The 25,203-nt window shown below is 27.7% G+C and carries 30 protein-coding genes and 1 rRNA gene; 27 read left to right on the top strand and 4 right to left on the bottom strand.

Annotation, left to right across the window (positions count from 1 at the left end; all coding sequences use genetic code 11):
• Positions 1 to 43: 43 nt before the first annotated feature.
• The 13 genes from rrf to D3Z07_RS06915 all read left to right on the top strand — a co-directional run bounded on the left by rrf (position 44) and on the right by D3Z07_RS06915 (position 10,377).
• Positions 44 to 159: ribosomal RNA gene (rrf, locus tag D3Z07_RS06975) — 5S ribosomal RNA — on the top strand.
• A 238-nt stretch (positions 160 to 397) separates the two neighbouring features.
• On the top strand, positions 398 to 1,075 hold the full coding sequence (locus tag D3Z07_RS06970) for a response regulator transcription factor (RefSeq protein WP_122893428.1): 678 nt from the start codon (positions 398 to 400) through the stop codon (positions 1,073 to 1,075).
• Positions 1,068 to 2,321 (top strand): ArsS family sensor histidine kinase, encoded by a 1,254-nt coding sequence (locus D3Z07_RS06965; protein WP_228200580.1) that lies wholly within the window; start codon positions 1,068 to 1,070, stop codon positions 2,319 to 2,321. Before D3Z07_RS06970 ends, D3Z07_RS06965 begins: the two co-directional genes overlap by 8 nt.
• The gene (locus D3Z07_RS06960; protein ID WP_228200589.1) at positions 2,309 to 3,466 is read left to right on the top strand and encodes a BaiN/RdsA family NAD(P)/FAD-dependent oxidoreductase; all 1,158 of its coding nucleotides are present in this window, start codon (positions 2,309 to 2,311) and stop codon (positions 3,464 to 3,466) included. Before D3Z07_RS06965 ends, D3Z07_RS06960 begins: the two co-directional genes overlap by 13 nt.
• A 70-nt stretch (positions 3,467 to 3,536) precedes the next feature.
• The gene (locus D3Z07_RS06955; protein ID WP_122893426.1) at positions 3,537 to 4,364 is read left to right on the top strand and encodes a TIGR00282 family metallophosphoesterase; all 828 of its coding nucleotides are present in this window, start codon (positions 3,537 to 3,539) and stop codon (positions 4,362 to 4,364) included.
• Positions 4,357 to 4,998 carry a 3-methyladenine DNA glycosylase gene (locus D3Z07_RS06950; RefSeq protein WP_206423308.1) on the top strand — a complete coding sequence of 214 codons (642 nt, stop codon included), beginning with the start codon at positions 4,357 to 4,359 and terminating at the stop codon, positions 4,996 to 4,998. Before D3Z07_RS06955 ends, D3Z07_RS06950 begins: the two co-directional genes overlap by 8 nt.
• Positions 4,999 to 5,003: 5 nt before the next feature.
• Positions 5,004 to 5,795: a P-loop NTPase family protein gene (locus D3Z07_RS06945; RefSeq protein ID WP_076084203.1), complete on the top strand. Its 792-nt coding sequence runs from the start codon at positions 5,004 to 5,006 to the stop codon at positions 5,793 to 5,795.
• A gap of 5 nt (positions 5,796 to 5,800) precedes the next feature.
• The gene (locus D3Z07_RS06940) at positions 5,801 to 6,061 is read left to right on the top strand and encodes a hypothetical protein (protein ID WP_228144687.1); all 261 of its coding nucleotides are present in this window, start codon (positions 5,801 to 5,803) and stop codon (positions 6,059 to 6,061) included.
• Between the two features lie 25 nt (positions 6,062 to 6,086).
• Positions 6,087 to 6,797 carry a bifunctional demethylmenaquinone methyltransferase/2-methoxy-6-polyprenyl-1,4-benzoquinol methylase UbiE gene (gene ubiE / locus D3Z07_RS06935; RefSeq protein ID WP_122893425.1) on the top strand — a complete coding sequence of 237 codons (711 nt, stop codon included), beginning with the start codon at positions 6,087 to 6,089 and terminating at the stop codon, positions 6,795 to 6,797.
• A gap of 16 nt (positions 6,798 to 6,813) precedes the next feature.
• Complete coding sequence (xseA, locus tag D3Z07_RS06930) at positions 6,814 to 8,067, top strand: exodeoxyribonuclease VII large subunit (RefSeq protein WP_122893424.1); 1,254 nt, start codon at positions 6,814 to 6,816, stop codon at positions 8,065 to 8,067.
• Positions 8,068 to 8,134: 67 nt separating this feature from the next.
• Positions 8,135 to 8,614: a chemotaxis protein CheW gene (locus D3Z07_RS06925; RefSeq protein ID WP_122893423.1), complete on the top strand. Its 480-nt coding sequence runs from the start codon at positions 8,135 to 8,137 to the stop codon at positions 8,612 to 8,614.
• Positions 8,615 to 8,630: 16 nt separating this feature from the next.
• Positions 8,631 to 9,035 carry a response regulator gene (locus D3Z07_RS06920; protein ID WP_076084213.1) on the top strand — a complete coding sequence of 135 codons (405 nt, stop codon included), beginning with the start codon at positions 8,631 to 8,633 and terminating at the stop codon, positions 9,033 to 9,035.
• Positions 9,022 to 10,377 (top strand): response regulator, encoded by a 1,356-nt coding sequence (locus tag D3Z07_RS06915; RefSeq protein ID WP_122893422.1) that lies wholly within the window; start codon positions 9,022 to 9,024, stop codon positions 10,375 to 10,377. The genes D3Z07_RS06920 and D3Z07_RS06915 overlap by 14 nt, the downstream gene beginning before the upstream one ends.
• A gap of 21 nt (positions 10,378 to 10,398) precedes the next feature.
• Here D3Z07_RS06915 and D3Z07_RS06910 read toward each other — a convergent pair whose 3' ends face one another.
• On the bottom strand, positions 10,399 to 10,929 hold the full coding sequence (locus tag D3Z07_RS06910; protein ID WP_122893421.1) for a peptidylprolyl isomerase: 531 nt from the start codon (positions 10,927 to 10,929) through the stop codon (positions 10,399 to 10,401).
• Between the two features lie 148 nt (positions 10,930 to 11,077).
• On the opposite strand from D3Z07_RS06910, the gene D3Z07_RS06905 reads away from it, so the two are divergent.
• From D3Z07_RS06905 to groL, 6 genes are all read left to right on the top strand, one after another.
• Positions 11,078 to 11,434 (top strand): (2Fe-2S) ferredoxin domain-containing protein, encoded by a 357-nt coding sequence (locus D3Z07_RS06905; protein ID WP_122893420.1) that lies wholly within the window; start codon positions 11,078 to 11,080, stop codon positions 11,432 to 11,434.
• A 21-nt stretch (positions 11,435 to 11,455) separates the two neighbouring features.
• Positions 11,456 to 11,839: an aspartate 1-decarboxylase gene (gene panD / locus D3Z07_RS06900; protein WP_076084223.1), complete on the top strand. Its 384-nt coding sequence runs from the start codon at positions 11,456 to 11,458 to the stop codon at positions 11,837 to 11,839.
• Positions 11,832 to 12,152: a YbaB/EbfC family nucleoid-associated protein gene (locus tag D3Z07_RS06895; protein ID WP_122893419.1), complete on the top strand. Its 321-nt coding sequence runs from the start codon at positions 11,832 to 11,834 to the stop codon at positions 12,150 to 12,152. The genes panD and D3Z07_RS06895 overlap by 8 nt, the downstream gene beginning before the upstream one ends.
• Positions 12,153 to 12,156: 4 nt before the next feature.
• Entirely contained in the window at positions 12,157 to 13,020 is an 864-nt protein-coding gene (locus D3Z07_RS06890) for a polyprenyl synthetase family protein (protein WP_122893418.1), read from the top strand.
• Between the two features lie 122 nt (positions 13,021 to 13,142).
• Positions 13,143 to 13,400 (top strand): co-chaperone GroES, encoded by a 258-nt coding sequence (gene groES, locus D3Z07_RS06885; RefSeq protein WP_076084228.1) that lies wholly within the window; start codon positions 13,143 to 13,145, stop codon positions 13,398 to 13,400.
• A gap of 1 nt (position 13,401) precedes the next feature.
• On the top strand, positions 13,402 to 15,042 hold the full coding sequence (gene groL, locus D3Z07_RS06880; protein WP_122893417.1) for a chaperonin GroEL: 1,641 nt from the start codon (positions 13,402 to 13,404) through the stop codon (positions 15,040 to 15,042).
• 105 nt (positions 15,043 to 15,147) lie between these two features.
• Here groL and D3Z07_RS06875 read toward each other — a convergent pair whose 3' ends face one another.
• The 3 genes from D3Z07_RS06875 to D3Z07_RS06865 form a co-directional block, all read right to left on the bottom strand.
• Positions 15,148 to 15,726, bottom strand: a complete 579-nt coding sequence (locus D3Z07_RS06875; RefSeq protein WP_122893416.1) for a hypothetical protein — start codon at positions 15,724 to 15,726, stop codon at positions 15,148 to 15,150.
• A gap of 20 nt (positions 15,727 to 15,746) precedes the next feature.
• Positions 15,747 to 16,676 carry an AEC family transporter gene (locus tag D3Z07_RS06870; protein ID WP_122893415.1) on the bottom strand — a complete coding sequence of 310 codons (930 nt, stop codon included), beginning with the start codon at positions 16,674 to 16,676 and terminating at the stop codon, positions 15,747 to 15,749.
• A gap of 79 nt (positions 16,677 to 16,755) precedes the next feature.
• Positions 16,756 to 17,160, bottom strand: coding sequence for a BLUF domain-containing protein (locus D3Z07_RS06865; RefSeq protein ID WP_122893414.1), 405 nt, complete (start codon positions 17,158 to 17,160; stop codon positions 16,756 to 16,758).
• 236 nt (positions 17,161 to 17,396) lie between these two features.
• Between D3Z07_RS06865 and D3Z07_RS06860 the strand changes: the two genes are divergently transcribed.
• The 8 genes from D3Z07_RS06860 (at position 17,397) to D3Z07_RS06825 (ending at position 25,188) form a co-directional block, all read left to right on the top strand.
• Complete coding sequence (locus D3Z07_RS06860; RefSeq protein WP_122893413.1) at positions 17,397 to 18,170, top strand: inositol monophosphatase family protein; 774 nt, start codon at positions 17,397 to 17,399, stop codon at positions 18,168 to 18,170.
• A gap of 86 nt (positions 18,171 to 18,256) precedes the next feature.
• Positions 18,257 to 20,062, top strand: a complete 1,806-nt coding sequence (glmS, locus tag D3Z07_RS06855; protein WP_122893412.1) for a glutamine--fructose-6-phosphate transaminase (isomerizing) — start codon at positions 18,257 to 18,259, stop codon at positions 20,060 to 20,062.
• Positions 20,063 to 20,157: 95 nt separating this feature from the next.
• Positions 20,158 to 21,366, top strand: coding sequence for a methionine adenosyltransferase (metK, locus tag D3Z07_RS06850; RefSeq protein WP_122893411.1), 1,209 nt, complete (start codon positions 20,158 to 20,160; stop codon positions 21,364 to 21,366).
• Between the two features lie 19 nt (positions 21,367 to 21,385).
• A complete protein-coding gene (gene accD, locus D3Z07_RS06845) occupies positions 21,386 to 22,255 on the top strand; it encodes an acetyl-CoA carboxylase, carboxyltransferase subunit beta (protein ID WP_122893410.1) in 870 nt (289 codons plus the stop codon).
• A 96-nt stretch (positions 22,256 to 22,351) separates the two neighbouring features.
• Positions 22,352 to 22,807 (top strand): 23S rRNA (pseudouridine(1915)-N(3))-methyltransferase RlmH, encoded by a 456-nt coding sequence (locus D3Z07_RS06840; protein ID WP_122893409.1) that lies wholly within the window; start codon positions 22,352 to 22,354, stop codon positions 22,805 to 22,807.
• A 50-nt stretch (positions 22,808 to 22,857) separates the two neighbouring features.
• On the top strand, positions 22,858 to 23,211 hold the full coding sequence (gene dksA / locus D3Z07_RS06835; RefSeq protein ID WP_122893408.1) for an RNA polymerase-binding protein DksA: 354 nt from the start codon (positions 22,858 to 22,860) through the stop codon (positions 23,209 to 23,211).
• 16 nt (positions 23,212 to 23,227) lie between these two features.
• Positions 23,228 to 24,241 carry a hypothetical protein gene (locus D3Z07_RS06830; RefSeq protein ID WP_122893407.1) on the top strand — a complete coding sequence of 338 codons (1,014 nt, stop codon included), beginning with the start codon at positions 23,228 to 23,230 and terminating at the stop codon, positions 24,239 to 24,241.
• Positions 24,241 to 25,188: a tRNA dihydrouridine synthase gene (locus D3Z07_RS06825; RefSeq protein WP_122893406.1), complete on the top strand. Its 948-nt coding sequence runs from the start codon at positions 24,241 to 24,243 to the stop codon at positions 25,186 to 25,188. Before D3Z07_RS06830 ends, D3Z07_RS06825 begins: the two co-directional genes overlap by 1 nt.
• Positions 25,189 to 25,203: the final 15 nt, after the last annotated feature.

The following is a 25,203-nucleotide window of genomic DNA, read 5'->3' as shown; positions in this document are numbered from 1 at the left end:
GTATACTAGCATTTTTGCAATGGTATATTGATTACTCAGTTTTGCTGGTGGTTATAGAGAAGAGGAAATACCCAGCTCCATTTCGAACCTGGAAGTCAAGCTCTTCATCGCTGATAATACTGCAGGGTCCCCTTGTGGAAACGTAGGCCGCTGCCAGCTCTTGAGTATTTACAAATAGCTTTAGCTAATTTAACTTCGGTTATCTTTGCTAAAGCTTTTTTTTTGCCCGCTTTTCTAGGCTCTTTCCCCTCGGATTTCTTTTTATAAATCAATCATTTTTATTCTTGTTATAATTGGTTAAAATTCTTGTGTCATAATTATTCAAATAAAGTAATGAATCAAAAAGAGATAATATGATAAAATCATTTAAACATTTCAAAACACTTAAGGAAATATTTTGATAGAAATAGCAATGATTGAAGATGATACAGAACTTGCTGAAATTTTAACAGAATACTTAAAGCAATTTAATATAAAAGTAACTAATTATGAAGATCCTTTTTTAGCTTTATCTTCATTAAACTTAAATACTTATGATTTAATTATTCTAGATCTTACACTTCCTGGTATGGATGGTTTAGATGTTTGTAAAGCAATTGTAAAAGATTTTGATATACCTATTATTATCTCTAGTGCTAGAAGTGATATTACTGATAAAGTTACTGCTTTACAATTAGGTGCAGATGATTATTTACCTAAGCCTTATGATCCTAGAGAACTTGAGGTAAGAGTAAAAACAATTTTACGAAGATTTAATCATAAGAATGTTCAAGAAGAAAAGAGTAAAACTTTTAAATTAGATTTAGAAAAAAAAGAAATTACTAAAAATGATAAATATATTAAATTAACTGCTGCAGAGTTTGAGGTATTGTCTTTACTTATAAAAAGAGAAGGTTTTGTTATTTCGCGTGAAGATATTTTTGATAATTCAGATTTATTAAATCAAGACTATGAAGGTTCTGGTTCTCTAGCAGTTATTATAAATAGAATCAGACAAAAAATTGAAGATAATCCAAAAGAACCGAAACATCTTCATACAATTAGAGGAATGGGGTATAAATTTCATAATGAATAGACAATCAATATTTTTCACAATTACGGTTAGTTTTATAATTTCTATTATTTTAGTAATTGCTAGTTTCGGTATTTTAATGACTGAAAACTATAAAGTTAAAGAAGCTGAATTATTAAAAAAATATATACCAATTATTAAAATAATTATTCGTAAACATCACAAGGGTGGATTAAACCTTAATTTTGCAAGAAGTTTGGAAGATTCAAATTTTACTTTATTTAGTAACAAAGGTAAAATTAATGCAATTACATATAATCCACAAACAAAAGTTTTAATTGAAAGAAAAGATATAAGAGCAAAAACTACATTTAGAATATTGCAACTAAAAGATAATAATTACTTGTATATGAAAAGGAAAAATAAAACTATTTTAATTAAAGATAATTCAAGTGCTGAAGGTAATAGTCAAATTTATATTATACTAGTTTTTGCAATTGTAATTATTACTATTATATTAATGTACTTAATTACAATACGAAAACTAATGCCTTTAAAAATATTAAAAGACAAAGTAAAAACTTTAGGGGATGAAAATTTTGATTTTGAGTGTTGTAATAGTAATTCAAAAGATGAAGTTTCACTTTTAGGAATGGAGTTTAAACAAACGGCATTAAAGTTAAAAAGTTTGAAAGAATCTAGGAATATTTTTATTAGAAATATCATGCATGAGTTAAAAACACCAATTACAAAAGGAAATTTTTTAACTCAATTAGAACAAAATGAAGAAAATAATGAAAAATTAAAGTCTGTTTTTTCAAGACTTGAGCAGCTTATTAATGAATTTGCATCTATTGAAGAGTTGATCTCTTCTACAAAAAATATAGAAAAGAAATTTTATTTTTTAGATGATGTAATTGATAACGCAAAAGATATCTTAATGCTTGAAGATGAATCGGTAATTAGTAAATATGAAAATAAAAAAATAAATGTAAATTATAAATTATTTTCAATTGCAAGTAAGAATTTAATAGATAATGCTCTTAAGTATTCATTAGATAAAAAAGTTACAATTTCTACTGAAAATGAAAATATAGTATTTGAAAACACTGGAAAAAAATTAGAATATGAATTAGAAAAATACTTTGAACCGTTTTTTGCAAATGAAGATAAATCAAAAGATTCTTTTGGTTTAGGATTATATATTGTTCATAATATTTTAAAAGCGAATAACTATACATTAGAGTATGAATACAAAGATGGAATAAATAGATTTATTTGTAAAAAGGAAAAAGAATCTACGATATAGCAATAATAGGTGCGGGAGCTAGTTCTTTAATGCTTGCTTCTAATCTTGATAAAAGAAAATATAAAAATATTTGTGTAATAGATGCAAATAAAAAAGTTGGACCTAAAATTAAAGTTTCAGGTGGAGCTAAATGTAATATTACAAATGAATTAGTGACAAATAAAAACTATTTAGGTGATAGAAACTTTGTAAAAGAAATTTTAACTAAATACACAAAAGATGATTTACTAAGTTTTTTAAATAAAAATGGTGTAAATCCTAAAATAAATCCTAAAATTGTAAAAGGAACATATTTTTGTAACTCATCACAAGATGTTATTGATATGTTTTTAAAGCTTACTACTCATGTAAAAAAATATTTAGACACTAAAGTTTTAGATCTTGATTTTATTGAAAATGATAAATATTATAAAATTAAAACAAATAATCAAATTATTGAAGCAAAAAAAATAGTTGTTGCAAGTGGTGCATTATCCTATCCTGTATTAGGAGCTAGTTCTATTGCTTTTGATATAGCTACAAAGTTTGGTCATAGTATTGAAAAACTTGAACCTTCACTTGTTGGTTTTACAGTTCAAAAAGATCAGTTTTGGTTTAAAAACTTATCAGGAATTTCTACATATGTAAATACTTTTGTTGAAGGAAAAAGATTTGAAGGTTCATTTCTTTTTGCACATAAAGGATGTTCTGGCCCTGTTATTTTAACTTCATCACTATATTGGAAAAAAGGTCAATTAGCTATTGATTTTTTACCAAATAAGAAAATGGAAAGTTTTTTTAAAAGTAATAAAAAAATATCTTCAATTTTACCACTTCCTAAAAGGTTTATAGAAGAGTTTTTAAAATCAATTGATTTAGAAGATAAAGCTATTTCATCACTGAAAAATGATGAAAAAGAAAAACTCTCATTATTGAAATATTATGAGTTCTCTCCTGCTGGAAATTTTGGATATACAAAAGCTGAAGTAACACGTGGTGGCATAAATACGGATGAGATTAACCATAATACTTTTGAAAGTTTGAAACAAAATGATTTATATTTTATAGGTGAGTGTTTAAATATTACAGGAGAACTAGGTGGTTTTAATTTTCAAATAGCATTTTCACAAGCAAATATTTGTGCAATGCACTTAAATCAACTCTAAAGAAAGTTATACCTAAACATACACTTGCTACAATCACAAAATATATTGAAAAAAGTTTCGAAGGATTCAATTGAGAATTGCATTTATAGGTGACATAGTAGGTCGACCTGGACGTAAGATAATAAAAGATAATTTATCTAAAATAAAAGAAGAATATAATATTGATTTTGTCATTGCAAATGGTGAAAATGCGAGTCATGGTTTTGGTTTAACTATTAAGAATTGTGATGAATTACTAAAAATGGGAATTGATTTAATTACAGGTGGTAACCACTCTTTTGATAAAAAAAGAGAAATGATGGTTTTACTCGAGACTAAACCAGTTTTACGACCTGATAATTACCCTCCTGGTTTAATAGGAAGTGGTTTAAAAGTATGTGATGTTATAACTGCTAATGGAATAGAAAAACTAGCTGTTATAAACTTAATGGGTCAATATACAATGCCAACAGTTGAAAACCCTTTTAACTGGGCTAGAAAATTAGTAAATCAACTTCACGAAGATGGTATAAAAAGTATATTTATCGATTTTCATGCAGAAGTTACAAGTGAAAAAAGAATTATGCTAATGATGCTTCAAAATGAAGTTAGCATGATTTGTGGAACTCATACTCATGTTGGAACTGATGATTTACAAATATTTAATAATACTGCTTATTTAACTGATATTGGATTAACTGGTTGTAGGGATAATGTAATTGGAATGGATAAAAAAATACCTATTCAAAAAGTTACGACTGGTTTAGGTGGTCACTTCGAAGTTCCAAATTCTTGTAAAACAATACTTCAAATGATGGTTACTGATATTGATGAAGAAGGAAAAGCTACAAATAGTTTTAAAATAAAAAAACTTTGTAATAATCAGGAATATATTATTACAAAGGCTATGATTGATTAGTATATCAAACTCTTATGATCTTTTTTTGTTTTTAAAAGAACAAAATTTAATAGATGATAAATATGAATATTGGTGGCCTAATAATGATAAGTTTGAAATATTAATTGGCGCAATATTAACTCAAAATACTAAATGGACTAATGTTGAAATGTCCTTAGAGAACTTAAGATTATTAGATATTAATTCTCTTGAAAAATTAGCAAATATTGATTTAGAAACTTTTATAATCGCAATTACTCCAAGTGGTTTTAAAAATCAAAAATCACGTAGATTAATTGCACTTGCTAAGAATATTATTAAAGATTTTGAAACGTTTGAAAACTTTTGTTTAAAAGTTGATAGAACTTGGCTTTTAGAACAAAAAGGAATTGGACCTGAGACTGCAGATGCAATACTTTGTTATGCTTGTAGGCAAGAGTATATGGTAATTGACTCTTATACTAATAGACTTCTTAAAAGATTCGGATATGAGTTTGAAGATTATGAACAATTACAAGCTTGGTGTGAATTTGGTATTAATGAAAATTACGATAAAATTGCCGAATTATATAATTATGATATCTCATTAAACAAATTATATGCTCGATTTCATGGAAAAATTATTGAGTATATGAAATGTAATCCAAAAGGTTAATTTAAATGATTATTATTCCTCAAACAAAAGGTGGCGTAGGTAAATCTACTGTTGCTATGCAAGTTATTGCTCCTTATCTTTATAAAAAACATGGTAAAAAAATTACATATATCGAAATTGATGATGAAAATAACGATTCTAAATCTTTTACAAGAACTGAAATTGTAAATAAAAGAATGTTAGGGACTAATAAATTAACTGAACTTGATGAATTAATTTTAATGGATGACAATCATGAAGTTATTGTTGATGTTGGTGGTAATAAAACTTCAACACTAGTTTTAGATGAGATTAAAAAAGTTGGTACATTTGGAAATATAAAGTGGATTATTCCTTTAGGGGATGGTGAACTTGATGGTAAAAATGCAATTGCAACGATGAAAAAAATCAAAAAAATTGAAGATAATCCATCTGAAAATGTAATTTTTGCCTTAAATAGAGCTATTTCCATGCAACCTGATTATATAGAAGAACAATTTATTAATTTTTTTGGTCACAAGTACATTGATTCAAACTCAGTTATTTGCGATTTTGTAAAAAATCCAAAATATTTCCCTGTTAAAAATGATAAAGTTATTACTATGAGTAGATATTTAGGCTCAACTGTATGGGAAATGGCTTATAATAATACGGATTTTGCACAAAAAGCAATTAAAGCAAAAGAGTTAGGTGATATTGAAAGTGCGAGGAAATATCTATTTTTTAGAAGAATACAAACAGATGCAAAAGATTATGTAATTACAGTATTAAACAAAATATTCTGTGATTTAGATACTTGGATAGATATTAAAAAATGAGTGAAATGAGTTTTAAGCAAGCTAAAGAGCTTGTTGAAAGAATGGAATTTTCAGAGTTAGCACTTAAAAATGCAACTAAAGTTTTAGATGATTCATATAAAACTTTGGGAAAAGCTAGTGAAAATTTTGATAAAACTCTTAATAAACAAGAAAAAATACTAGAACAAATCCCACAAAACAATAAAAAAATGTCCATGATGTTTTTAGCTGTTGCTGTAAATATAGGTTTTATATTAGGACTTATAATTGGGAAATATATACTATAAAATTTTAAACTAGGAAGATATAATTATGGGTAAACAAGAAAAAATTGTCTCAATGTTTAATGACATTGCAGGAACTTATGATGTTGCAAATAGAGTTTTATCAATGGGAATCGATAAATCTTGGAGAAATAAAGCATGTAACAAAACTTTTGATTTTTACGGAAAAAATAAAATAGAAAAGATTGTTGATGTTGCTTGTGGAACAGGAGATATGATTCAACATTGGAAAAAGATAGCGAAAGAAAATAGTATTGAGATTCAAAATATTGTAGGTATTGATCCAAGTGTTGGAATGATGGCTGAAGGGAAAAAGAAACTTCCTGAAGTTGAATTTATTGAAGCTGGAGCTGCTTCTATGCCACTTGAAAATGATAGTACTGATATTATTTCAATTTCTTATGGAATTAGAAATGTAGTTCAAAGACAAGAAGCTTTTCATGAGTTTGCAAGAGTTCTAAAAAAAGATGGATTAGTTGCAATTTCAGAATTTACTAAAAATGAGAAAACAAATCCTTTAGATTATTTAACTGATTTTTATATGAATAAAATTTTGCCAGTTTTAGGTGGATTAATTTCAAGAAATAAAGAAGCTTATACGTATTTACCAGATTCAATTGATGAATTTTTAACAACAGAAAATTTATGTAAAGAATTAAAACTTGCAGGACTTGAACCAATTCATGTGAAAGCATTTTCAATGAATATCTCAACATTAATCATTGCAAAAAAAATATAAATAAAAAAGAGATTTTATGAATACACCAATTAATGTTTCAACTTTAAATACACAAATAAAATCTCTTTTAGAAACTACATTTATTCAAGTTTATGTTGAAGGTGAAGTTTCTAATTTAACTTATCACAGTTCTGGTCATATCTATTTTTCAATAAAAGATCAAAGCTCAACAATCTCTTGTGTGATGTTTAGAGGGAATACAAAATACTTAAAATTTCAACTTGAAGTTGGACAAAAAATAACAATCACTGGAAATATTACAGTTTATGCTCCACGTGGTAATTATCAACTTCTTTGTAATAAGATTGAACCTTCAGGTCAAGGTGCACTAGCATTAGCATATGAACAATTAAAAGCTAAACTTGAAAATAAAGGATATTTTGAACAAACAAGAAAAAGAATTCTTCCTAAATATCCTAAAAAAATTGCACTTGTTACATCAGCAACTGGTGCAGCTATTGAAGATATGAAAAAAGTTGCACTTCATCGTTGGCCTTTAGTTGAATTTATTTTAATTCCAACTTTAGTTCAAGGTGAGGGTGCTGCTTATGATATTTCTGCTTCAATTAAATATGCAGACAGTTTGAATATAGATATTATTATTGCAGGACGTGGTGGAGGAAGTATTGAAGACTTGTGGGCTTTTAATGAAGAAATAGTTGCAAATGCAATTTATGAAGCTAAAACTCCTATTATTTCAGCAGTTGGACATGAAGTTGATTATTTAATTTCAGATTTCGTAGCTGATGTAAGAGCTGCAACTCCATCTAATGCAATTGAAATAGCACTTCCTGATATAAATGAACATAGAATGTATTTAGATACCTTAGTGAATGAGTATGATAATTTATTAAAAAGAATATTGTTTAATAAAGAACAAGATATTATTAATTTAAAGCGTTTATTTGAACAAAACTCTATGGAGAGTAAATTTAAATTTATTGAATCTGAAATTAAAATGCTTAAATCATCTTTTGAATCTAATTTATCTCAAAAAATCACAAACTCTAAAAATGAACTTGAGATGTTAAAAAGAACTTTTGAAAATAGTTATTCTCAAAATATATTAAAACTTCAAAATAATATTGACTTATTAAAAAACAATTATGAACTAAACCATCCTGATAAAAAAGATAAAAACGGCTTTGTACAGATATCAAAAGATAATAAATTAATCTCATTAGATAATATACAAATTGGAGATATAGTATCTTTACAAAGTCCCAAATATATTGCTACATGTGTAATAAATAATTTAAAAAAACAATAAGCTTTAAGTTTAGAATTGATAAAATAAAGTAAATTGTAGAAAAAGAAGTATACTAAAAGGAATTAATATGGATAATAACGAAGATAAAGTAATTGATTATGCAAACACTAGTGAATTTATGACATTTGAATTAGGTTCGATGAAATATGCAATTGAATTACCAAAAATTAGAGAAATTTTAACTTATCCAGATAATATTACAACTCTACCTAATACTTCAAATTGGGTAAAAGGACTTATTAATTTAAGAGGAGAAGTTGTTCCTATTTTAGATATTAGACTTAAATTTAATACAAGCGAAGGCACTTATGATGAAAATACATCAGTAATTGCTGTAATTACCGAAGATAAAAGAATGGTAGGTATTATTGTTGATTTAGTTGATGATGTTCAAAGATTGGACACAACTACTCTTGCACCTGTATCAGAAATGGGTTCAGCAATTCCTTCTAAATATTTAAAAGGTTATGTAAGATTAGATAATAATGAAATGTTAGTTATAATGGATATTGAAAGAGTAGTAGATAAAGAAGAATTACAAGACTAACTAAATTGGAAAGAAAATGCATGAAAAAATAGAAAAATTAAGAGGTTTAAAACTTCTTTTTGTTGAAGATGAAGAAGATTTACTTTCTATAATTAGTGATGCATTAACTAAACTACAAGCTAATTTTCTTACTGCAAATAACGGTATTGAAGCCTTAGCTATCTTAAAAGAAAATCCTGACATCGATGCTATTATTACAGATATAAATATGCCTTTAATGAATGGTTTAGACATGATAAAAAACATAATTGATCAAGGGTTTGATATCCCGATAATTATAATGTCAGCTCATACAGAAATTGAATATATTACTAAAGCTGAAGAATATGGTGTTAATGAATATTTATTAAAGCCTTTTGATTTTATAAAATTTATTGAATTAATTACAAGTATGGAAATAAAAAAATATGTCAATAGATAAAAAGTTATTAAAAAGACTACGAATATTGTATGTTGAAGATGATGCTATTATTAGAACAGAATTATCTCAATTACTATCAAATTTTTTTGAAACAGTTTATACAGCTGAAGATGGAAAAGAAGGTCTAGAACTATATTTAAAAAATCAAGATGATATTGATATAATTTTGTCTGATATTAATATGCCAAAACTAAGTGGTATTGACATGGTTAAGACAATTAGAAGGGTTGATACTAAAGTTCCTATATTTTTTGCAACGGCTCATTCTGATAATGAATTTCTTTCTGAAGCAATTAAATTGAAAATTTATGAGTATATAATTAAACCAATTGATATAAGACATCTTTTATCATTGATGAATGAATTAGCTTCTGTCTTATATCAAGATTTTTTAATTGATCAAAAAAACAGAGAATTAGAAAAATATAAAGAAGTAACAGATTTAAATAATATTGTTATTGAAACTGATATTCATATGAAAATTGTAAAAGTAAACGACTTATGTTGTAAAGTATCTGGATATACAAAAGAAGAATTAATTGGTCAGGATTTTAAATTTTTAAAACATAGTGAAGCTTCAAATGATTTATATGTAAACTTATATGCAGATGTTCTTAATAATCAATCTTGGCAAGGTCAATTAAAAAACAGAACAAAAGATAATGCAAGTTTCATAACTGATTGCTATATGATTACACTTTTAAATGATGCAGAAGAGGTCGAAGGTGCAATTTCTATCCAAAGAGATATAACTGAAGAACTTACAAAAAAAAGAGAAATGCAACGTGCTTTAATGAAAGATAAAAGTGAAATCTTTATTAGAAGTAAAGAAGGAAATGCGGAACAGCACACAATTATTAATGATTTAAAAATGAAACTAGAAGATGCTCAAGAAGAGCTCTTTAAGGTACAAAGAAGTACTGATAAGTATATATACACAGCAGAAAAGTATTCTTTAGAAAATAGAAATCTAAAATCTGAACTAAATGCATATAAAAGAAACTCAGATAAACTAAGTAATTCTTTAAAATTAACAAAAGAAAACTCTGATTTAAGACTTGACATAAAAAGATTAAAAATAAAAATCGAAGATAATCGAATAAAGTTTGAAAAAGATAAAAAACAAGCAGAAGTTAATTTCCAAATTGAAATAGATGAAATTACAGAAAAATTGACCAAGTTAAAAGAAAAATATGAAGCAATACAAACAGATGATGTACTTGTTCAAAAGTTAGCATATTGGAAAGAAAAAGCTAATAATGAATCAAAAAGATTCGAAAATTTAGAAAAACAAATTATGACCCATGCCAATAAAGATATTTTAAATAAGGTTTTTAATTAAATAAATCAAGATATACTTGATTTATTTTATTGTGATATTAATTATCTTTTGTTCACTTAATGGTTTATCACCACCACTTCTTCCTGATGTTGGAACACTTTCAATTTTTTTCACTATATCCATTCCTTTAGTTACGTAACCAAAAATAGTATGCTTACCATTTAACCAATATGTTGGAACTGTAGTTATGAAAAATTGACTACCATTTGTATTTCTACCTCTATTAGCCATAGCTAAAATTCCTGGCTTATCAAATAATGCTTTTGGTGAAAATTCATCTTCAAAATTTTTCTTCCAAATTGATTCACCACCTCTTCCTGTTCCTGTAGGGTCACCAGTTTGTAACATAAATCCTTTAATAACTCTATGGAAAATTAATCCATTATAATAACCATTTTTTGAATGTGTTACAAAGTTTTCTACTGCTTTTGGAGCAAGATCTTCTCTTAATTCTATTTCTATATTACCTTGATTTGTTTCTATTATAGCTATTGGGTTTGCAGCTTGCAAAGCTAAGATAAATGAACAAAGAATAAAAAGTATTTTTTTCATATGTAGCCTTTTATAATTAAAAATTTGAGTAATTAGTATATTATTTTAGATTTAAAAAAAAATTAAATAGCATTTTTTATTAAGTTTTAATAAAAAAGTGTTAGAATTCACTAAAATTATACAAATTTTATCTATAAAAGGACAAGATATGTCAATGCCTTCAGTTCCGCAACCAACATTTTATATTTTCAAGTGTGAACAAGCATCACCTCCAGGTATGCCAAAACCTTCATGTGTAAATGAAAATACAAGAGATTTATTTAATCATACGGCACAATCTCTTATGCAAAAAGGACTAATGGGGCCAGTTCAAGCAATTAGAACTTCATGTCTTGGTAGATGTCAAATGGGACCAGTTATGTTAATTGAACCTGGACATCATATGTACTGTCAGTTATCTAAGGAAAAAATAGATAAAATCATAGAAGAACACATATTAGGTGGGAACCCTGTTGTTGAGTATTTAATGCCTGAACAATATTGGGGTGAGCCTGCAAAACTATAAATTTAAAGAGGACTAAATTATATGACATTTGAGATGCTATATAGTAAAATTCATAGAGCAACTGTTACTGATGCAAACCTGAACTATGTTGGATCAATCACTATTGATGAAGATTTGATGAAAGCTTCAAGTTTAAGAGTAGGACAAAAAGTTGAAATTGTTAATGTTAACAACGGTGAGCGATTTGCTACTTATGTTATTAAAGGTAAAGCTGGAAGTAAGGACATGTGTCTAAATGGAGCAGCTGCAAGAAAAGTAGAAATAGGCGATAAAATTATTGTAATCTCTTATGCTTCTTATTCTGAAGAAGAATTAGAAAATTATAAACCTATTGTTGTAATTGTTGATGATGAGAATAATATAGATATGATTACAAATGAATTAGTAGGAAGTGACCATGTTTGATGGAATTGATTTAAAAAACTTAAACTTAAATGATATGATGGGACAGTTTCAAGATATGGCTGCAAATGCAAAAGAAGAAAATGCTTCAAAAATATTTACTTCAAAAGCTGGTGGCGGAATGATCGAGATGTCAATAAATGGAAACTCAGAAGTTATTGATTTAAAAATTGATGATTCTTTACTTGAAGATAAAGATTCTTTACAAATTTTATTAATATCATGTATGAATGATGTTATCAAACAAACTGAAGAAAATCAAAAAATGATGGCAATGAATATGATGGGTGGATTAGGTTCAGTTGGACAAAAGTAGTCAAATGAAAGATTTGCTTAATGAATTTGAAAATTATTTATTAGCTAATCTTCCATCTTCAAAAACATTTCATCCTAATTTTGAACAAGCTTTGTCAGATATGTTACAAGCAGGAGGAAAAAGATTCCGTCCTATGCTTTTACTTTCAGTTATAAAATCAAATAAAAGCTTACTTATTAAAAACTCTTTACCTGTTGCTTTAGGTCTTGAGATGCTTCATACTTATTCACTTATTCATGATGATTTACCTTCTATGGACAATGCTGATTTAAGACGTGGATTTGAAACACTACATAAAAAATATGATGAAGTAACAGCTATTTTAGTTGGAGATGCATTAAATACTGAAGCTTTTAACAAAATAGCAAATGCTCCTTTGCATAATGATGTGAAAATTAATCTTATTAAATGTTTAGCAAGTAATGGTGGAATTGATGGTATGATAATTGGTCAAGCAATTGATTGTTATTTTGAAAATGTAAAACTTGAGCTTTCTCAATTAGAATATTTACATATCCACAAAACTGCAAAATTAATTGCTGCATCTCTTAAAATGGGTGCGATTATTTCTGAATATGATTTAGATGTGCAAGAAAAATTATATGATTTTGGAATTGATTTAGGATTATTGTTTCAAATACAAGATGATATTATTGATGAAACTTGCAGTGATGAAGAAGCTGGTAAAACAACACAAAATGATGACGCTAAAAACTCATTTGTAAACTTATTAAGTTTAGATGGTGCGATAAAAGCTGCAGATAAATTAGCTGTGAAATGTGAACAAACTTTAGCAAGTCTAGATGATAATTTAAAGCAATCATTAGAAGAATTACTACTAAAATATATAAATAGACATAACTCTTAGTCAATTTAACTCAAACTACTTGACAATTAAACAAAAATTATATAAAATTTAGCACTCAAAAAAATAGAGTGCTAAACTATTAATTATAAATAAATATTATAAAACTTAATAAAAGGATTAACATGAATTTCAAACCATTAGGAAAAAGAGTTCTAGTACAAAGAACAGAAGTAGAAAGTAAAACAGCAAGTGGGATTATTTTAGTTGATTCAGCTAAAGAAAAACCAAATACTGCAGAAGTAAAAGCAATCGGTGGAGAAATTACTGAAATTAAAGTAGGTGATACAATCGTTTTTGAACAGTTCAGAGGAACTGAGTTTACACTTGATGGTGTAGATTATTTAGTGTTAGAACAAGAAAATATTATAGGAGTTATGTAAGATGGCAAAAGAAGTATTATTTAGCGATTCAGCAAGAAATAGATTATATTCAGGTGTTGAAAAATTATCAGATGCAGTTAAAGTTACAATGGGTCCTAGAGGGCGAAACGTATTATTACAAAAAGCATTTGGAGCACCAACAATTACTAAAGATGGTGTATCAGTTGCAAGAGAAATTGAACTTGAAGATACATTAGAAAATATGGGTGCACAATTAGTAAAAGAAGTTGCTTCTAAAACTGCTGATGAAGCAGGTGATGGAACTACAACTGCAACTGTATTAGCTCATAGTGTTTTCAAAGAAGGTTTAAGAAACGTAACTGCAGGTGCTAATCCAATTATCTTAAAAAGAGGTATGGATAAAGCTACTGAAGCTATTTTAGCTGAGCTTAAAAAAGCTTCTAGAGTTGTTGCTGATAAAAAAGAAATTGAACAAGTTGCTACTATTTCTGCAAACTCTGATACCGCAATTGGTGCTATGATTGCTGAAGCTATGGATAAAGTTGGAAAAGATGGTGTTATTACTGTTGAAGAAGCAAAGGGTATCTCTGATGAACTAGATGTTGTTGAAGGTATGCAATTTGATAGAGGATATTTATCTCCTTACTTTATTACAAATACTGAAAAAATGACTACTGAAATGGAAAATCCATTTATTCTTTTATGTGAGAAAAAAATATCTAACTTAAAAGAGATGTTACCTATTTTAGAAGCTGTTAATCAAACTGGACGTCCTTTATTAATCATTTCTGAAGATGTTGAAGGTGAAGCTTTATCTACTTTAGTTGTAAATAGATTAAGAGGTTCATTAAATATAGCAGCTGTTAAAGCTCCAGGTTTTGGTGATAGAAGAAAAGCAATGTTAGAAGATATTGCTGTTTTAACTGCTGGAACTGTGATTTCTGAAGAAATGGGAATGAAACTTGAATCATCTGGAATGGAAGTATTAGGAACTGCAGCTAGAGTTGTAATTGATAAAGATAATACTACTATTGTAAATGGTGCTGGTGAAGCTGATAAGGTTCAAGCTAGAGTAAACCAAATCAAAGCTGAGATGGAAGGAACTTCATCTGAATATGATAAAGAAAAGTTACAAGAAAGATTAGCAAAACTTTCAGGTGGTGTTGCAGTTATTAAAGTTGGAGCTGCTTCTGAGACTGAAATGAAAGAGAAAAAAGATAGAGTTGATGATGCATTATCTGCAACAAGAGCTGCTGTTGAAGAAGGTATTGTAATTGGTGGTGGAGCTGCATTAATTAGAGCTGCTGCAAAAGTATCTTTATCTTTAGAAGGTGATGAGCAAATTGGTGCAGATATTGTATTAAGAGCTATTAAAGCACCTTTAAAACAAATTGCTTTAAATGCTGGTTTTGATGCTGGTGTTGTTGCAAATGAAGTTGAAAAATCTGATAATGAAAACTTAGGATTTAATGCAGCAAGTGGACAATATGTAGATATGTTTGAAGCTGGTATTGTAGATCCTGCAAAAGTTGAAAGAGTTGCAATGCAAAATGCAGTTTCTGTTGCATCGTTATTATTAACAACTGAAGCTACAGTTACAGATATTAAAGCTGATACTCCAGCTGCTCCTGCTATGCCTGATATGGGTGGAATGGGTGGTATGCCTGGTATGGGAATGTAATTTATATTTATTATAGTTATATCTAAAAAACGTACTTTTTCTAAGGTACGTTTTTACCAATTTAAAAATAGAAAAATCTAACTGCATTTATCTTAATATCATTAATTAAAAAAACAACCTTATATTGTCCTCTTCCATTTCATATCTAATTTTATGAGTATTTAATAGTTCAGTAATATTTAAAAGTTCTTTAGTGTTTGAAGAAAGAGTTTTTTCTAGCATTATCATCTTTTTTTCTTTATCATATGAATAATATATATAGTGTTTTAAAATATCATTCATTATTTCAGTTATCTCACTTGAATCTGATGAATACTTACATAATAAATCATCGAAATTTTGAATATAGTCAATTAATTGATCTGCATTGAGAGGTTTTAAAAGTAGCTTTCTATTAAATAGTTCTGCACATTGTGTACATGTAAATGTAAGATTATATAAAAGAGTTTTACTTAAAACTAATACTTTTTGCTTTGGAGTGGTGTTTGTTATATGATTAAATATTTTTTCACCAATTTTGTTTGTTACATCAATTATAAGCAAATTGTTTTCTTCTAGATTTTTATATTCTTCGTAAAATTCGTCTTCTAAAACTATCTTTTTAAAAGAAATTTCTAAATGTGTTAAAACAATATCATAGATATCGTCTTCATAAGAATTGGTATCAAAAATTAAAATTCTCATTATTTCTTATCTCCAAAAATTTAAAATCCACCATATAAATAAATATATAAAGGTATAGTTATTACTGAAACAACAGTACTTAAGAAAACGGCTAAACTAGCTTTTTCTGGTTTTGCATTAAGTAATACCGCTAATGTTACAGTATTTCCTGCAAGTGGAACTATTGCAAATAAAAACATTACATCATATAATTCTTCAGTTAATATAAATAAAAATTCTCTATCTATATAAATTACTCCTAATATTGCAAGTGGCCAAAATATAAACTTTAGAAAAAAAGTAATTGATATGAATTTAACATCAAAATTCCCAGGTTCACTTTTTAATCCAATTAGTCCCATTCCAAGCATCATCATTCCTAAGATTCCATATGCGCCTTTAAATTGTGCGGTGTAAGAACTAATTGTTTCAGGAATTTCAAAACCCGCAATATTTAAAATAATACCAAATATAAAAGCATATAGAATAGGAAGTTTTGACATCTTTTTTAAAGCTTGTGCAACTGTAAAATTTCCTTTAGCAGTTACATAAAAACCTGTTGTACTTTCATATAAAAGTGATGCTAATACTGTAAATATATAAATATCAGCAAGATAAGGAGGAAATAAAATTATTGCAAGAGGAATTCCAAAAAAACCTGTATTACCAGTTCCTGCTGAGAATGATAAAATATTACCAGTTGGATCTTTCCACGAATTTTGAAAAATTGCTAATGAAGTAAAAGCTATTATAGAACAAAAAATAAATAAAAATATTGGAAGAATAGCCACTGCAAAATCTATTTTTACACTTATAGTTGCTGAAAAAACTACAATTGGACCTAAAATATAAATAAGTAAAGTTGCGATTGATTCTCTTTGAACATTTAGTAGTTTTGAAGATAAAAACCCTAACACAACATTTATATAAATTGGAAATACTTTTAAAAGAATAACTAGAAATAAACTCATTTTCTCCCTTATTTAAATATCAATATATTATATATTATATTTTAGTGAAAAATAAGTTTATATAGACTGAATAGTCAAGTTAATTAAAAGATATAAAGTTTTCTATAATTTCTGAGATATCTTCTTTTTTTATATTTAAATCATCTACAGATAATATCTCTTTTAATTTTTTACTTTTTATATCTTCTAAACTTTTAAGATTTCTATAACCCATTTGCCAAGAAGGAAATAATCTAGTTTTAATATCTTCTTCAGTTAAATCTATTACATTTTCATGTCTTTCATCTTTTAAAATTGTATTATAAATTTCTAAGACATTTTCTTTTTCACCTTCTAAGCATTGAAGAAAAACTCTTCCTTTAACTATTAGTAATCCTGTAAGTTCTCTTTCTTTATTTTTTATTCTTGCTTTTGCAAGAAGTTCTTCTAATTCTTCATCTGGAATGGCTCTTGTTGCAGTACTCATATACATTATTCGATACATAATGCTTCTCCTTATAAATTAATAATAAATTATACTAAAACAGTGTATTGAAAAAGTATCATTTTATTATCCTTTAAAATTTTCATTAGTATTTTATTATATCACTTGTTTCTTTGTTCAACTGTAAATAATGGCTAGAAAATAATATTTTAATGAAAGTAGAGTTAATCGTTTTATAATTCTTCTTTGCTAAAATAAAGTAAATAAATAAATTAATTAACAAAATGGAATTTTTAATGAAAGATAAACTAATAGAAATAATAAAAGAAGCAGGAGTTATATTTAAAGATGGATATTATTCAAATAAAGATGTGACATTTAAAGCCAAAAAAGATTTAGTTACAAAATATGATGTGGCAGTAGAAAAATTTTTGAAAGAAAAATTTGAAAAAGAATTTACTGATTTTAATGTAATAGCAGAAGAATCAGATAATACAAATAAAATATTCTCAAATTCAATAATAGTTGATCCAATAGATGGTACAACGAATTTTGTAAATAAAGTACCACATACTGCAATTTCTGTTGGAGTTTATAAAGATAAAAAACCATATATTGGAATTGTTTATAATCCTATTTTAGATGAAATTTATACAGCGGTTGTAGGTGAGGGTGCTTTTTGTAACGAAGAAAAGATTGAAGTTTCAAATGAAAGTGATTTACAAAAAGCACTTCTTTCAACAGGTTTTCCTTATTCATCAGGAACATGTGAAGATGACTTAAATGATGTAATGAAAAAAATGAAAAATATATTACCTAAATGTCAAGATATCAGAAGACTTGGTTCTGCTGCACTTGATCTTTGTTATGTAGCAAAGGGAGTTTATGAAGGTTATTATGAAATGAATTTAAAAGCTTGGGATGTTAGTGCTGGTTTAATTATACTTCAAGAAGCAGGTGGAAAGGTATCTAATCTTGATGGCGATGCTTATGTCTTATTTGAAAGTAAATATATTGTAGCTTCTAATACGAAAATTCATGATGAATTAATTAAAAATTTAAAGCAATAAAAAATAATTTTTTTAGTAAGAAAGCAATTTTTTAGTAACTTTTGAGTATAATCCTTGATTAAAATTAACTTCAAAGGCGTGTCTTTATGTGTGGAATAGTTGGATATATAGGTAAAAATGATACTACAAAAATATTACTGGATGGTTTAAAAGAGCTTGAATATAGAGGTTATGACTCTGCAGGAATTGCTGTATTAAACCAAGATAAAATCGATGTATTCAAAGCCTTAGGAAAACTTCATAATTTAGAAGAAAAAGTATTAGATACAAAAACACTAGATTCATATGAACTTGGAATTGGTCATACAAGATGGGCAACACATGGACAACCAACAGAATTAAATGCACACCCACACTTAGGTGAATACTCTTATGTAGTTCACAATGGAATTATTGAAAACTACAAAGAATTAAAAGAAGAATTAACAGCACTTGGACATAAATTCGTATCACAAACTGATACAGAAGTTATTGTTCATTTATTTGAAAATTATAATAATAAATTTAATGATACAACAAAAGCTTTTCATAGTACTATTGAAAGATTAGAGGGTGCTTTTTCAATTCTTTTAATCACAAAAGCAGATCCTACAAAAGTTTTTTTCTTTAAACATGGCTCACCTTTAATTGTAGCAAATGGAAAAGATGAGGGTGAAGTTTTATTTTCATCTTCTGATGCTCCTTTAATTGGTTTAGCCAACGATGTTGTTTATTTAGAAGATGGAGTTGGTGGAATTGCAAGCGCAGAAGGAATAGAATTCTTTAGTGATAATTATTCATGGGCTAGTTTACCAACTTCAAAGCAATTTGCCCAAAAAGATGGTTTTAGATTCTTTATGGAAAAAGAAATCTATGAGCAAAGTGATGTTGTAGGTGATTGTATGTTAGGTCGACTTAATGATGAAGAGATTTTATTTGATGAAATTGATAAGTCATTAATTGAAGGAATAAACGAAATTAAAATCTGTGCTTGTGGTACTTCATATCACTCAGGATTAACAGCCTCATATCTTTTTGAAAGACTTTCTAAAATTAAATGTAATGTAGAAATTGCCAGTGAATTTAGATATAAAGATCCTTTATTAACAAAAGATACATTATTTATTGTAATTTCTCAAAGTGGGGAAACAGCTGATACTTTAGAAGCTTTAAAAATGGCAAAAGCTGCAGGACTTAAATCTCTTGTAGTTTGTAATGTTGATAACTCTTCAATGACAAGAACAGCAGATGCTACTATTTTAACACGTGCAGGAATCGAAAAAGGTGTTGCATCAACAAAAGCATTTACAACTCAAACAGTTGTATTATGGATGTTAGCTCTTTATTTTGGGAAAGCTAAAAATGTAATTGAAAATGATAAATTACAAAGTGAACTTCACGCATTAAGAGAAGTTCCAAAGTCTTTAATAATTGATGATAAAATTCATGAAAAAACAAAAAGACTTTCAAAAAGGTACCTACATGGTCATGGTTTCTTCTTTATTGGTAGGGATGTATTCTTCCCACTAGCATTAGAAGGAGCTTTAAAGCTTAAAGAAATTTCATATTTACATGCAGAAGGTTATCCTGCAGGTGAAATGAAACATGGTCCTATTGCATTAGCTGATCCAGAACTGTTCACTATTGCTTTAATGCCTGAAAATTTACTTTATGATAAAATAAAATCAAACGTTGAAGAATTAAGTGCTAGAGATAGTACTATTTGTTCTATATCACCACTTGAATTTGATTTAAGTGATGATTTTATAAAAACTAAAAAAACTGATCATTATATGTTAGAATTTTTTGAAATGTTAATAGCATTACAGTTATTATCAATGGAAATATCAGTTAGATTAGGAAATGATGTTGATATGCCAAGAAACTTGGCAAAATCAGTAACCGTAGAATAAAGTTGATTGCTGTTGTATTTATTATTTTTTAAGCAGCAATAACAGAATTAAAAATAATGGAAAACAAAAATGGAAAACCATAAAGGAAAACAAAAATGGAAAACAAAAAAGAGTATTTATTTACATCAGAAGTAGTAAGCCCAGGTCACCCTGATAAATGTGCAGATATTATAGCGGATACTATTGTTGATAAGTTAATTATTGAAGATAAAAACAGCAGAGTTGCCTCTGAAGTTTTTGTAGCAGGAAAGAATGTTGTAATTGGTGGAGAAGTTAAATCAACTTGCCAATTATCTAATGAAGATTATGAGAAATTAGTTAAAAATGCTTTAGCAAAAATTGGTTATGACGGAAAGTCAAGCTTTACAAAAGAGCAGTGTTTACATCCTGATGATGTAAATGTTCAAGTTTTATTAAACCAACAAAGCCCAGATATTTCTCAAGGTGTTGATCAAACAACTGGCGATATTGGTGCTGGTGATCAAGGTATTATGTTTGGATTTGCATCGACTGAAACTGCTGATTATATGCCAGCAGCTATTTCATATGCAAGAATGTTAAGTGATAAAGTTTATAATTATGCATTAGCTCATAATCATAAATTAGGTGTTGATATTAAAACACAAGTTACTGTTGATTATGGAACAAAAGAAAATTTTGAAAATTGTAAACCACAAAAAATCCATACTATTGTAGTATCAGCTCCTTCTGTTGAAGGAATGGATATAAAAGAAGTAAGAGAATTAATTCAAGGTTTAATTGATGATTCTGGACTTCCAACAAATATGTATGATAAAGAAAGTACAATTATTCATATTAACCCAACAGGAAGATATGTATCTCACTCATCATTACATGATAGTGGATTAACAGGAAGAAAGCTTATTGTAGATTCATTTGGAGGTTACTCACCAATTGGTGGAGGAGCTCAAAGTTCAAAAGATTATACAAAAGTTGATAGATCTGGTTTATATGCAGCTAGATGGTTAGCTAAGCATATTGTTGCAGCAGGACTTGCAGGAAAAGCTGTTGTTCAAATATCTTATGCAATTGGAGTAGCACGTCCTACTTCAGTTTCAGTTGATACAATGGGTACATATACAAGAGCTAATGATGATGATTTATCTGCTTTTGTTATGGAAAACTTTGCATTAACTCCAAAATGGATTACAGATAAATTTGCCTTAGATAAACCAAGTGAAGAGACTTTCCTTTATGCAGATGTAGCTGCACGAGGACAAGTTGGTCAAAGTGATTACCCTTGGGAAAAACTTGACGAATTAGAAAAATTTAAAAATTTATAAGATTTAAAAAGGATTTAGTATGGATTTAAAAAACTTATTTAGCAAAATATCATTTGATAGTGACTCAAAAGAACAAGCAACAAAAAAAGATGCTCCATCTCACTGGGTTAAATGTCCTGAGTGTAGTTCTTTAATGTTCTTTAAAGAGGTTGAAAATCAAGATAATATATGTCCAAAGTGTAATTTTCATATGAGAATTGGTGCTAAAAGAAGAATTGAAATTTTAGCAGATGAAGGTACATTTGTTGAGTATGATGAAGATTTAAGACCAAACGATCCTTTAAAATTTGTAGATAAAACTTCATACAAAAAAAGAGTTGAAGTAGCAGAGAAAAAAACTGGTAGAACTTCTTCTGTTGTAAGTGGAGAGTGTGAAATAAATGGTAATGCTGTTCAAATAGTTGTATTTGACTTCTCTTTTATGGGAGGTTCTTTAGGTTCTGTTGAAGGTGAAAAAATTGTTCGTGCTGTAAACAGATCTCTTGAAAAACATCAAGGTTTAATAATTGTTTCTGCATCAGGTGGTGCAAGAATGCAAGAGTCTACTTTTGCATTAATGCAAATGGCAAAAACTTCTGCTGCATTAAAAAGATTAGATCATGCAAAATTACCTTATATCTCAATTTTAACTGATCCTACAATGGGTGGTGTTTCTGCATCATTTGCATTTTTAGGTGATATTATTATGGCAGAACCAGGTGCTTTAATTGGATTTGCAGGGCAAAGAGTAATTAAACAAACTATTGGTGCTGATTTACCTGAAGGCTTCCAAAGAGCTGAATTTTTACTTGATAAAGGTTCAATTGATATGGTTGTGAATAGAGCTGATATGAAGCAAACTTTATCTGATTTATTAAAAATGTTTAAAAAAGAAAAAATAGCTAACTAGTAAACTAATAAAACTTTAGAAACTTTAGGTTTTATACCTAAAGTTTTTATTTCTTAACTCATATAATCTAACTTTTTACAAAGGTAAAAACTTCTTATGAAAATTAATATTTATTCAATTGTAAAACCTTCAAAAGATCAATTTGACGATTTAATTAAAGAATTTATTAAAATGTCTTCTAAATATGCAAAAGTTGAAGTACATTACATATTTAATAAAACTATAGCAAAAGCACAAACTATTGGTGAAAAAGAAGCACAGCAGTCATATAGTGATACTTATGAACCTTTATTAAAAGGTTATAACGTTGCTTTAGATGTTTTAGGAAAGAAAATAGACTCTTATTCTTTTTCTAAGTTATTAGATGGGAAGAATGAAGTAAATTTTTTCATTGGTGGCGCTTTTGGCTTTCAACGAGATTTTTTAAAGAAATGTGATAGTATAATATCTTTAAGTGATTTGACAATGGCTCATAAAATAGCCAATGTTGTTTTGGCTGAACAGATTTTTCGTGGCCTTTGTATTAAAAATAACCATCCGTATCATAAATAATTTAAGAAATTTTTTGTATAATGGCAAAATTTTAAATTTAAAGGTATAATGTGGCTAACGCAAAACAAATTGAAGAGTTAAAACTAACTTTATTAGAAAGAAAAGAATTAATCATTAAAAATATCCAAGGTAGTCGAGATAGTATTGATTCTTTGAAAAATTCTGAATGTAAAGATGAATTTGATTATGCAGAAATATCAAGTGATAGTTTTAAAGAAGGAATTATTGCAAATCAACAAGTTAAAGAATTAGGTGAAATCGAGGACGCATTAAAAAGAGTTCAAGATGGAAGCTATGGTATTTGTGATATGTGTGATGAATCAATTGCAATTGGTAGACTAAGAGCTAAACCATTTGCAAAGTTTTGTACACCATGTAGAGAAATTTATGAAGTAGAAAAATAGTAAAAAGGATTTAATTATGGGTTTTAAAAAGTATATTGTTTTTTCAGTATTGTTTATTGGTGTTATTTATGGATATACATTTAGTTTAGAGTTAGGAGATTACAAAGTTACAATACTTGACATCTCATTGCTTTTACCAGTAGCAGTTTGGATTATTCTTCCACTAGCAATTTTATTTATAGCAACTGTTGGACATATTTTATTTTATGGTTTAATAAATGCATTTAAACAAAGAGCTATTAATAAAGATAAAGAAACAATGATTACTCTAATTAAATCGAATTTATTAGAAAAAAATCCTCCAAAAAGATTTAAAACAAAAGCTTTTAAAGAACTTTCTGCTGTGATTTCACAATTTAAGCTAAATGTAAAAGAAAGTACATTCTCTTCTTCAGATGCTGAGTTAAATAATTTAATAGCTAATATTCAAGATATTAAAGCTGGTAAATTTGTTACTGATAAGTCAATAAAACTAAATGAAATCTCAGATTTAGCAAATCAAAATTTACTTAATAAAGTAAATGAGCAACCAGACTTTGCAGTAGATGTTCTTAAGAAAGTAGAAAATTATGCTCCAAATGTTGTAAGACAATCTTTTATTAATGTTATTAATGAAAAAACAATGACTACAATAAAAAAACTTTATAAAAATGTTAAATTAGATAAAGAACTTGCAAGAATGTTATTTGAAAAAGATGCTGCTAATAATGAATTTGGTTTCTCTTCAGAAGAAATTTCTAAAATTGTTAAAGATTTAGATTATACTACAGAAGATTATTTAGCACTTGCTAGAAATTATGAATCAATTTTACAGCCAGATCAAATTATTGCATTATTTGAGAAATTAAGTTCTGAAATTGATGCTTCAACTCCTGCATATTTACATGTTTTATTTGAATATGAAATGATTGATAAAGTAAGAGAAATTGTTGATACTACACCTGAAGGTGAGTATACATCATTTAAAGCACTTTTAGATTTAAAAGATGCTGGTAAACATTACGATTTAGAATCGATTTCATATAAATAATGACAAAAAAGATTGATTTTAGCCAACCCTTAATGGTGTTGGCGCCACTTGCTGGTTATACTGACTTACCCTTTAGATCTGTAGTTAAAAAATTTGGTGCAGATATTACTATTTCTGAAATGATATCTTCAAATGCTTTAGTTTACAAATCAGAAAAAACATTAAAAATGATTGAAAAATCTCCTAGTGAAGATCCTTATATAGTTCAAATTGCTGGAAATAGTCCTGAGTTAGTTCGAGATGCAGTTTTGATTTTGAATGATATTGATGGTATTGATGGTATTGATTTAAACTGTGGATGTCCTGCTCCAAAAGTATTCTCTCATGGTTCAGGTTCAAACCTTTTAGGTGATTTAGACAAACTTGAAAGTATATTATCTACTGTTAAAAAATATTCAACAAAACAATATACAAGTGCTAAAGTTAGAATTGGGGTGAATGATAAAATACCAGTTGAAATTGCAAAAGCGGTTGAAGCTTGTGGCGTTGATTTTGTTTCAGTTCATGGACGAACTAGAGCTGGAAAATATAAAGCACCTGTTGATTATGATGCAATTAAAGCAATGAAAGAAGCTGTTTCAATTCCAGTTATTGCAAATGGTGATATAAAAGATTATGCAAAAGCTAAAGAAGTATTAGAATACACAAAAGCTGATGGTGTTATGATAGGTCGAGGTGCAATTGGACGTCCTTGGATATTTCATCAATTAAAAGAGCAAATTGAAGATAAAGATATCTCGGAAGCTTTAAAAAAACAAATTGTATTAGAACATTTTGATGCAACACTAAAATTCCATGGTCAACACGGAACTGTAATGTTTAGAAAACTATTACACTCATACTCAAAAGGTTACACTGGAGCTCATGAATTTAGAGATATTATAAATGGTATTTCTGATGCATCAGTTATGAGAGACATGATAGAAAGCTTTTTCAACCCTTCTTAATATTACTTACATAGT

It is taken from the genome of Arcobacter peruensis (assembly GCF_003711085.1).
Taxonomy (GTDB): Bacteria; Campylobacterota; Campylobacteria; order Campylobacterales; family Arcobacteraceae; genus Poseidonibacter; species Poseidonibacter parvus.
Note: the sequence above shows the minus strand (reverse complement) of the source record. Positions and strands in the feature narration are given on the sequence as shown.

Bases quoted from the DNA above. Each gene is read 5' to 3' on its own strand.
- D3Z07_RS06965 (WP_228200580.1), top strand. From the start codon at position 1,068: ATGAATAGACAATCAATATTTTTCACAATTACGGTTAGTTTTATAATT.
- D3Z07_RS06945 (WP_076084203.1), top strand. From the start codon at position 5,004: ATGATTATTATTCCTCAAACAAAAGGTGGCGTAGGTAAATCTACTGTT.
- D3Z07_RS06940 (WP_228144687.1), top strand. From the start codon at position 5,801: ATGAGTTTTAAGCAAGCTAAAGAGCTTGTTGAAAGAATGGAATTTTCA.
- ubiE (WP_122893425.1), top strand. From the start codon at position 6,087: ATGGGTAAACAAGAAAAAATTGTCTCAATGTTTAATGACATTGCAGGA.
- xseA (WP_122893424.1), top strand. From the start codon at position 6,814: ATGAATACACCAATTAATGTTTCAACTTTAAATACACAAATAAAATCT.
- D3Z07_RS06925 (WP_122893423.1), top strand. From the start codon at position 8,135: ATGGATAATAACGAAGATAAAGTAATTGATTATGCAAACACTAGTGAA.
- D3Z07_RS06920 (WP_076084213.1), top strand. From the start codon at position 8,631: ATGCATGAAAAAATAGAAAAATTAAGAGGTTTAAAACTTCTTTTTGTT.
- D3Z07_RS06915 (WP_122893422.1), top strand. From the start codon at position 9,022: ATGTCAATAGATAAAAAGTTATTAAAAAGACTACGAATATTGTATGTT.
- D3Z07_RS06910 (WP_122893421.1), bottom strand. From the start codon at position 10,929: ATGAAAAAAATACTTTTTATTCTTTGTTCATTTATCTTAGCTTTGCAA.
- D3Z07_RS06905 (WP_122893420.1), top strand. From the start codon at position 11,078: ATGTCAATGCCTTCAGTTCCGCAACCAACATTTTATATTTTCAAGTGT.
- panD (WP_076084223.1), top strand. From the start codon at position 11,456: ATGACATTTGAGATGCTATATAGTAAAATTCATAGAGCAACTGTTACT.
- D3Z07_RS06895 (WP_122893419.1), top strand. From the start codon at position 11,832: ATGTTTGATGGAATTGATTTAAAAAACTTAAACTTAAATGATATGATG.
- D3Z07_RS06890 (WP_122893418.1), top strand. From the start codon at position 12,157: ATGAAAGATTTGCTTAATGAATTTGAAAATTATTTATTAGCTAATCTT.
- groES (WP_076084228.1), top strand. From the start codon at position 13,143: ATGAATTTCAAACCATTAGGAAAAAGAGTTCTAGTACAAAGAACAGAA.
- groL (WP_122893417.1), top strand. From the start codon at position 13,402: ATGGCAAAAGAAGTATTATTTAGCGATTCAGCAAGAAATAGATTATAT.
- D3Z07_RS06875 (WP_122893416.1), bottom strand. From the start codon at position 15,726: ATGAGAATTTTAATTTTTGATACCAATTCTTATGAAGACGATATCTAT.
- D3Z07_RS06870 (WP_122893415.1), bottom strand. From the start codon at position 16,676: ATGAGTTTATTTCTAGTTATTCTTTTAAAAGTATTTCCAATTTATATA.
- D3Z07_RS06865 (WP_122893414.1), bottom strand. From the start codon at position 17,160: ATGTATCGAATAATGTATATGAGTACTGCAACAAGAGCCATTCCAGAT.
- D3Z07_RS06860 (WP_122893413.1), top strand. From the start codon at position 17,397: ATGAAAGATAAACTAATAGAAATAATAAAAGAAGCAGGAGTTATATTT.
- glmS (WP_122893412.1), top strand. From the start codon at position 18,257: ATGTGTGGAATAGTTGGATATATAGGTAAAAATGATACTACAAAAATA.
- metK (WP_122893411.1), top strand. From the start codon at position 20,158: ATGGAAAACAAAAAAGAGTATTTATTTACATCAGAAGTAGTAAGCCCA.
- accD (WP_122893410.1), top strand. From the start codon at position 21,386: ATGGATTTAAAAAACTTATTTAGCAAAATATCATTTGATAGTGACTCA.
- D3Z07_RS06840 (WP_122893409.1), top strand. From the start codon at position 22,352: ATGAAAATTAATATTTATTCAATTGTAAAACCTTCAAAAGATCAATTT.
- D3Z07_RS06830 (WP_122893407.1), top strand. From the start codon at position 23,228: ATGGGTTTTAAAAAGTATATTGTTTTTTCAGTATTGTTTATTGGTGTT.
- D3Z07_RS06825 (WP_122893406.1), top strand. From the start codon at position 24,241: ATGACAAAAAAGATTGATTTTAGCCAACCCTTAATGGTGTTGGCGCCA.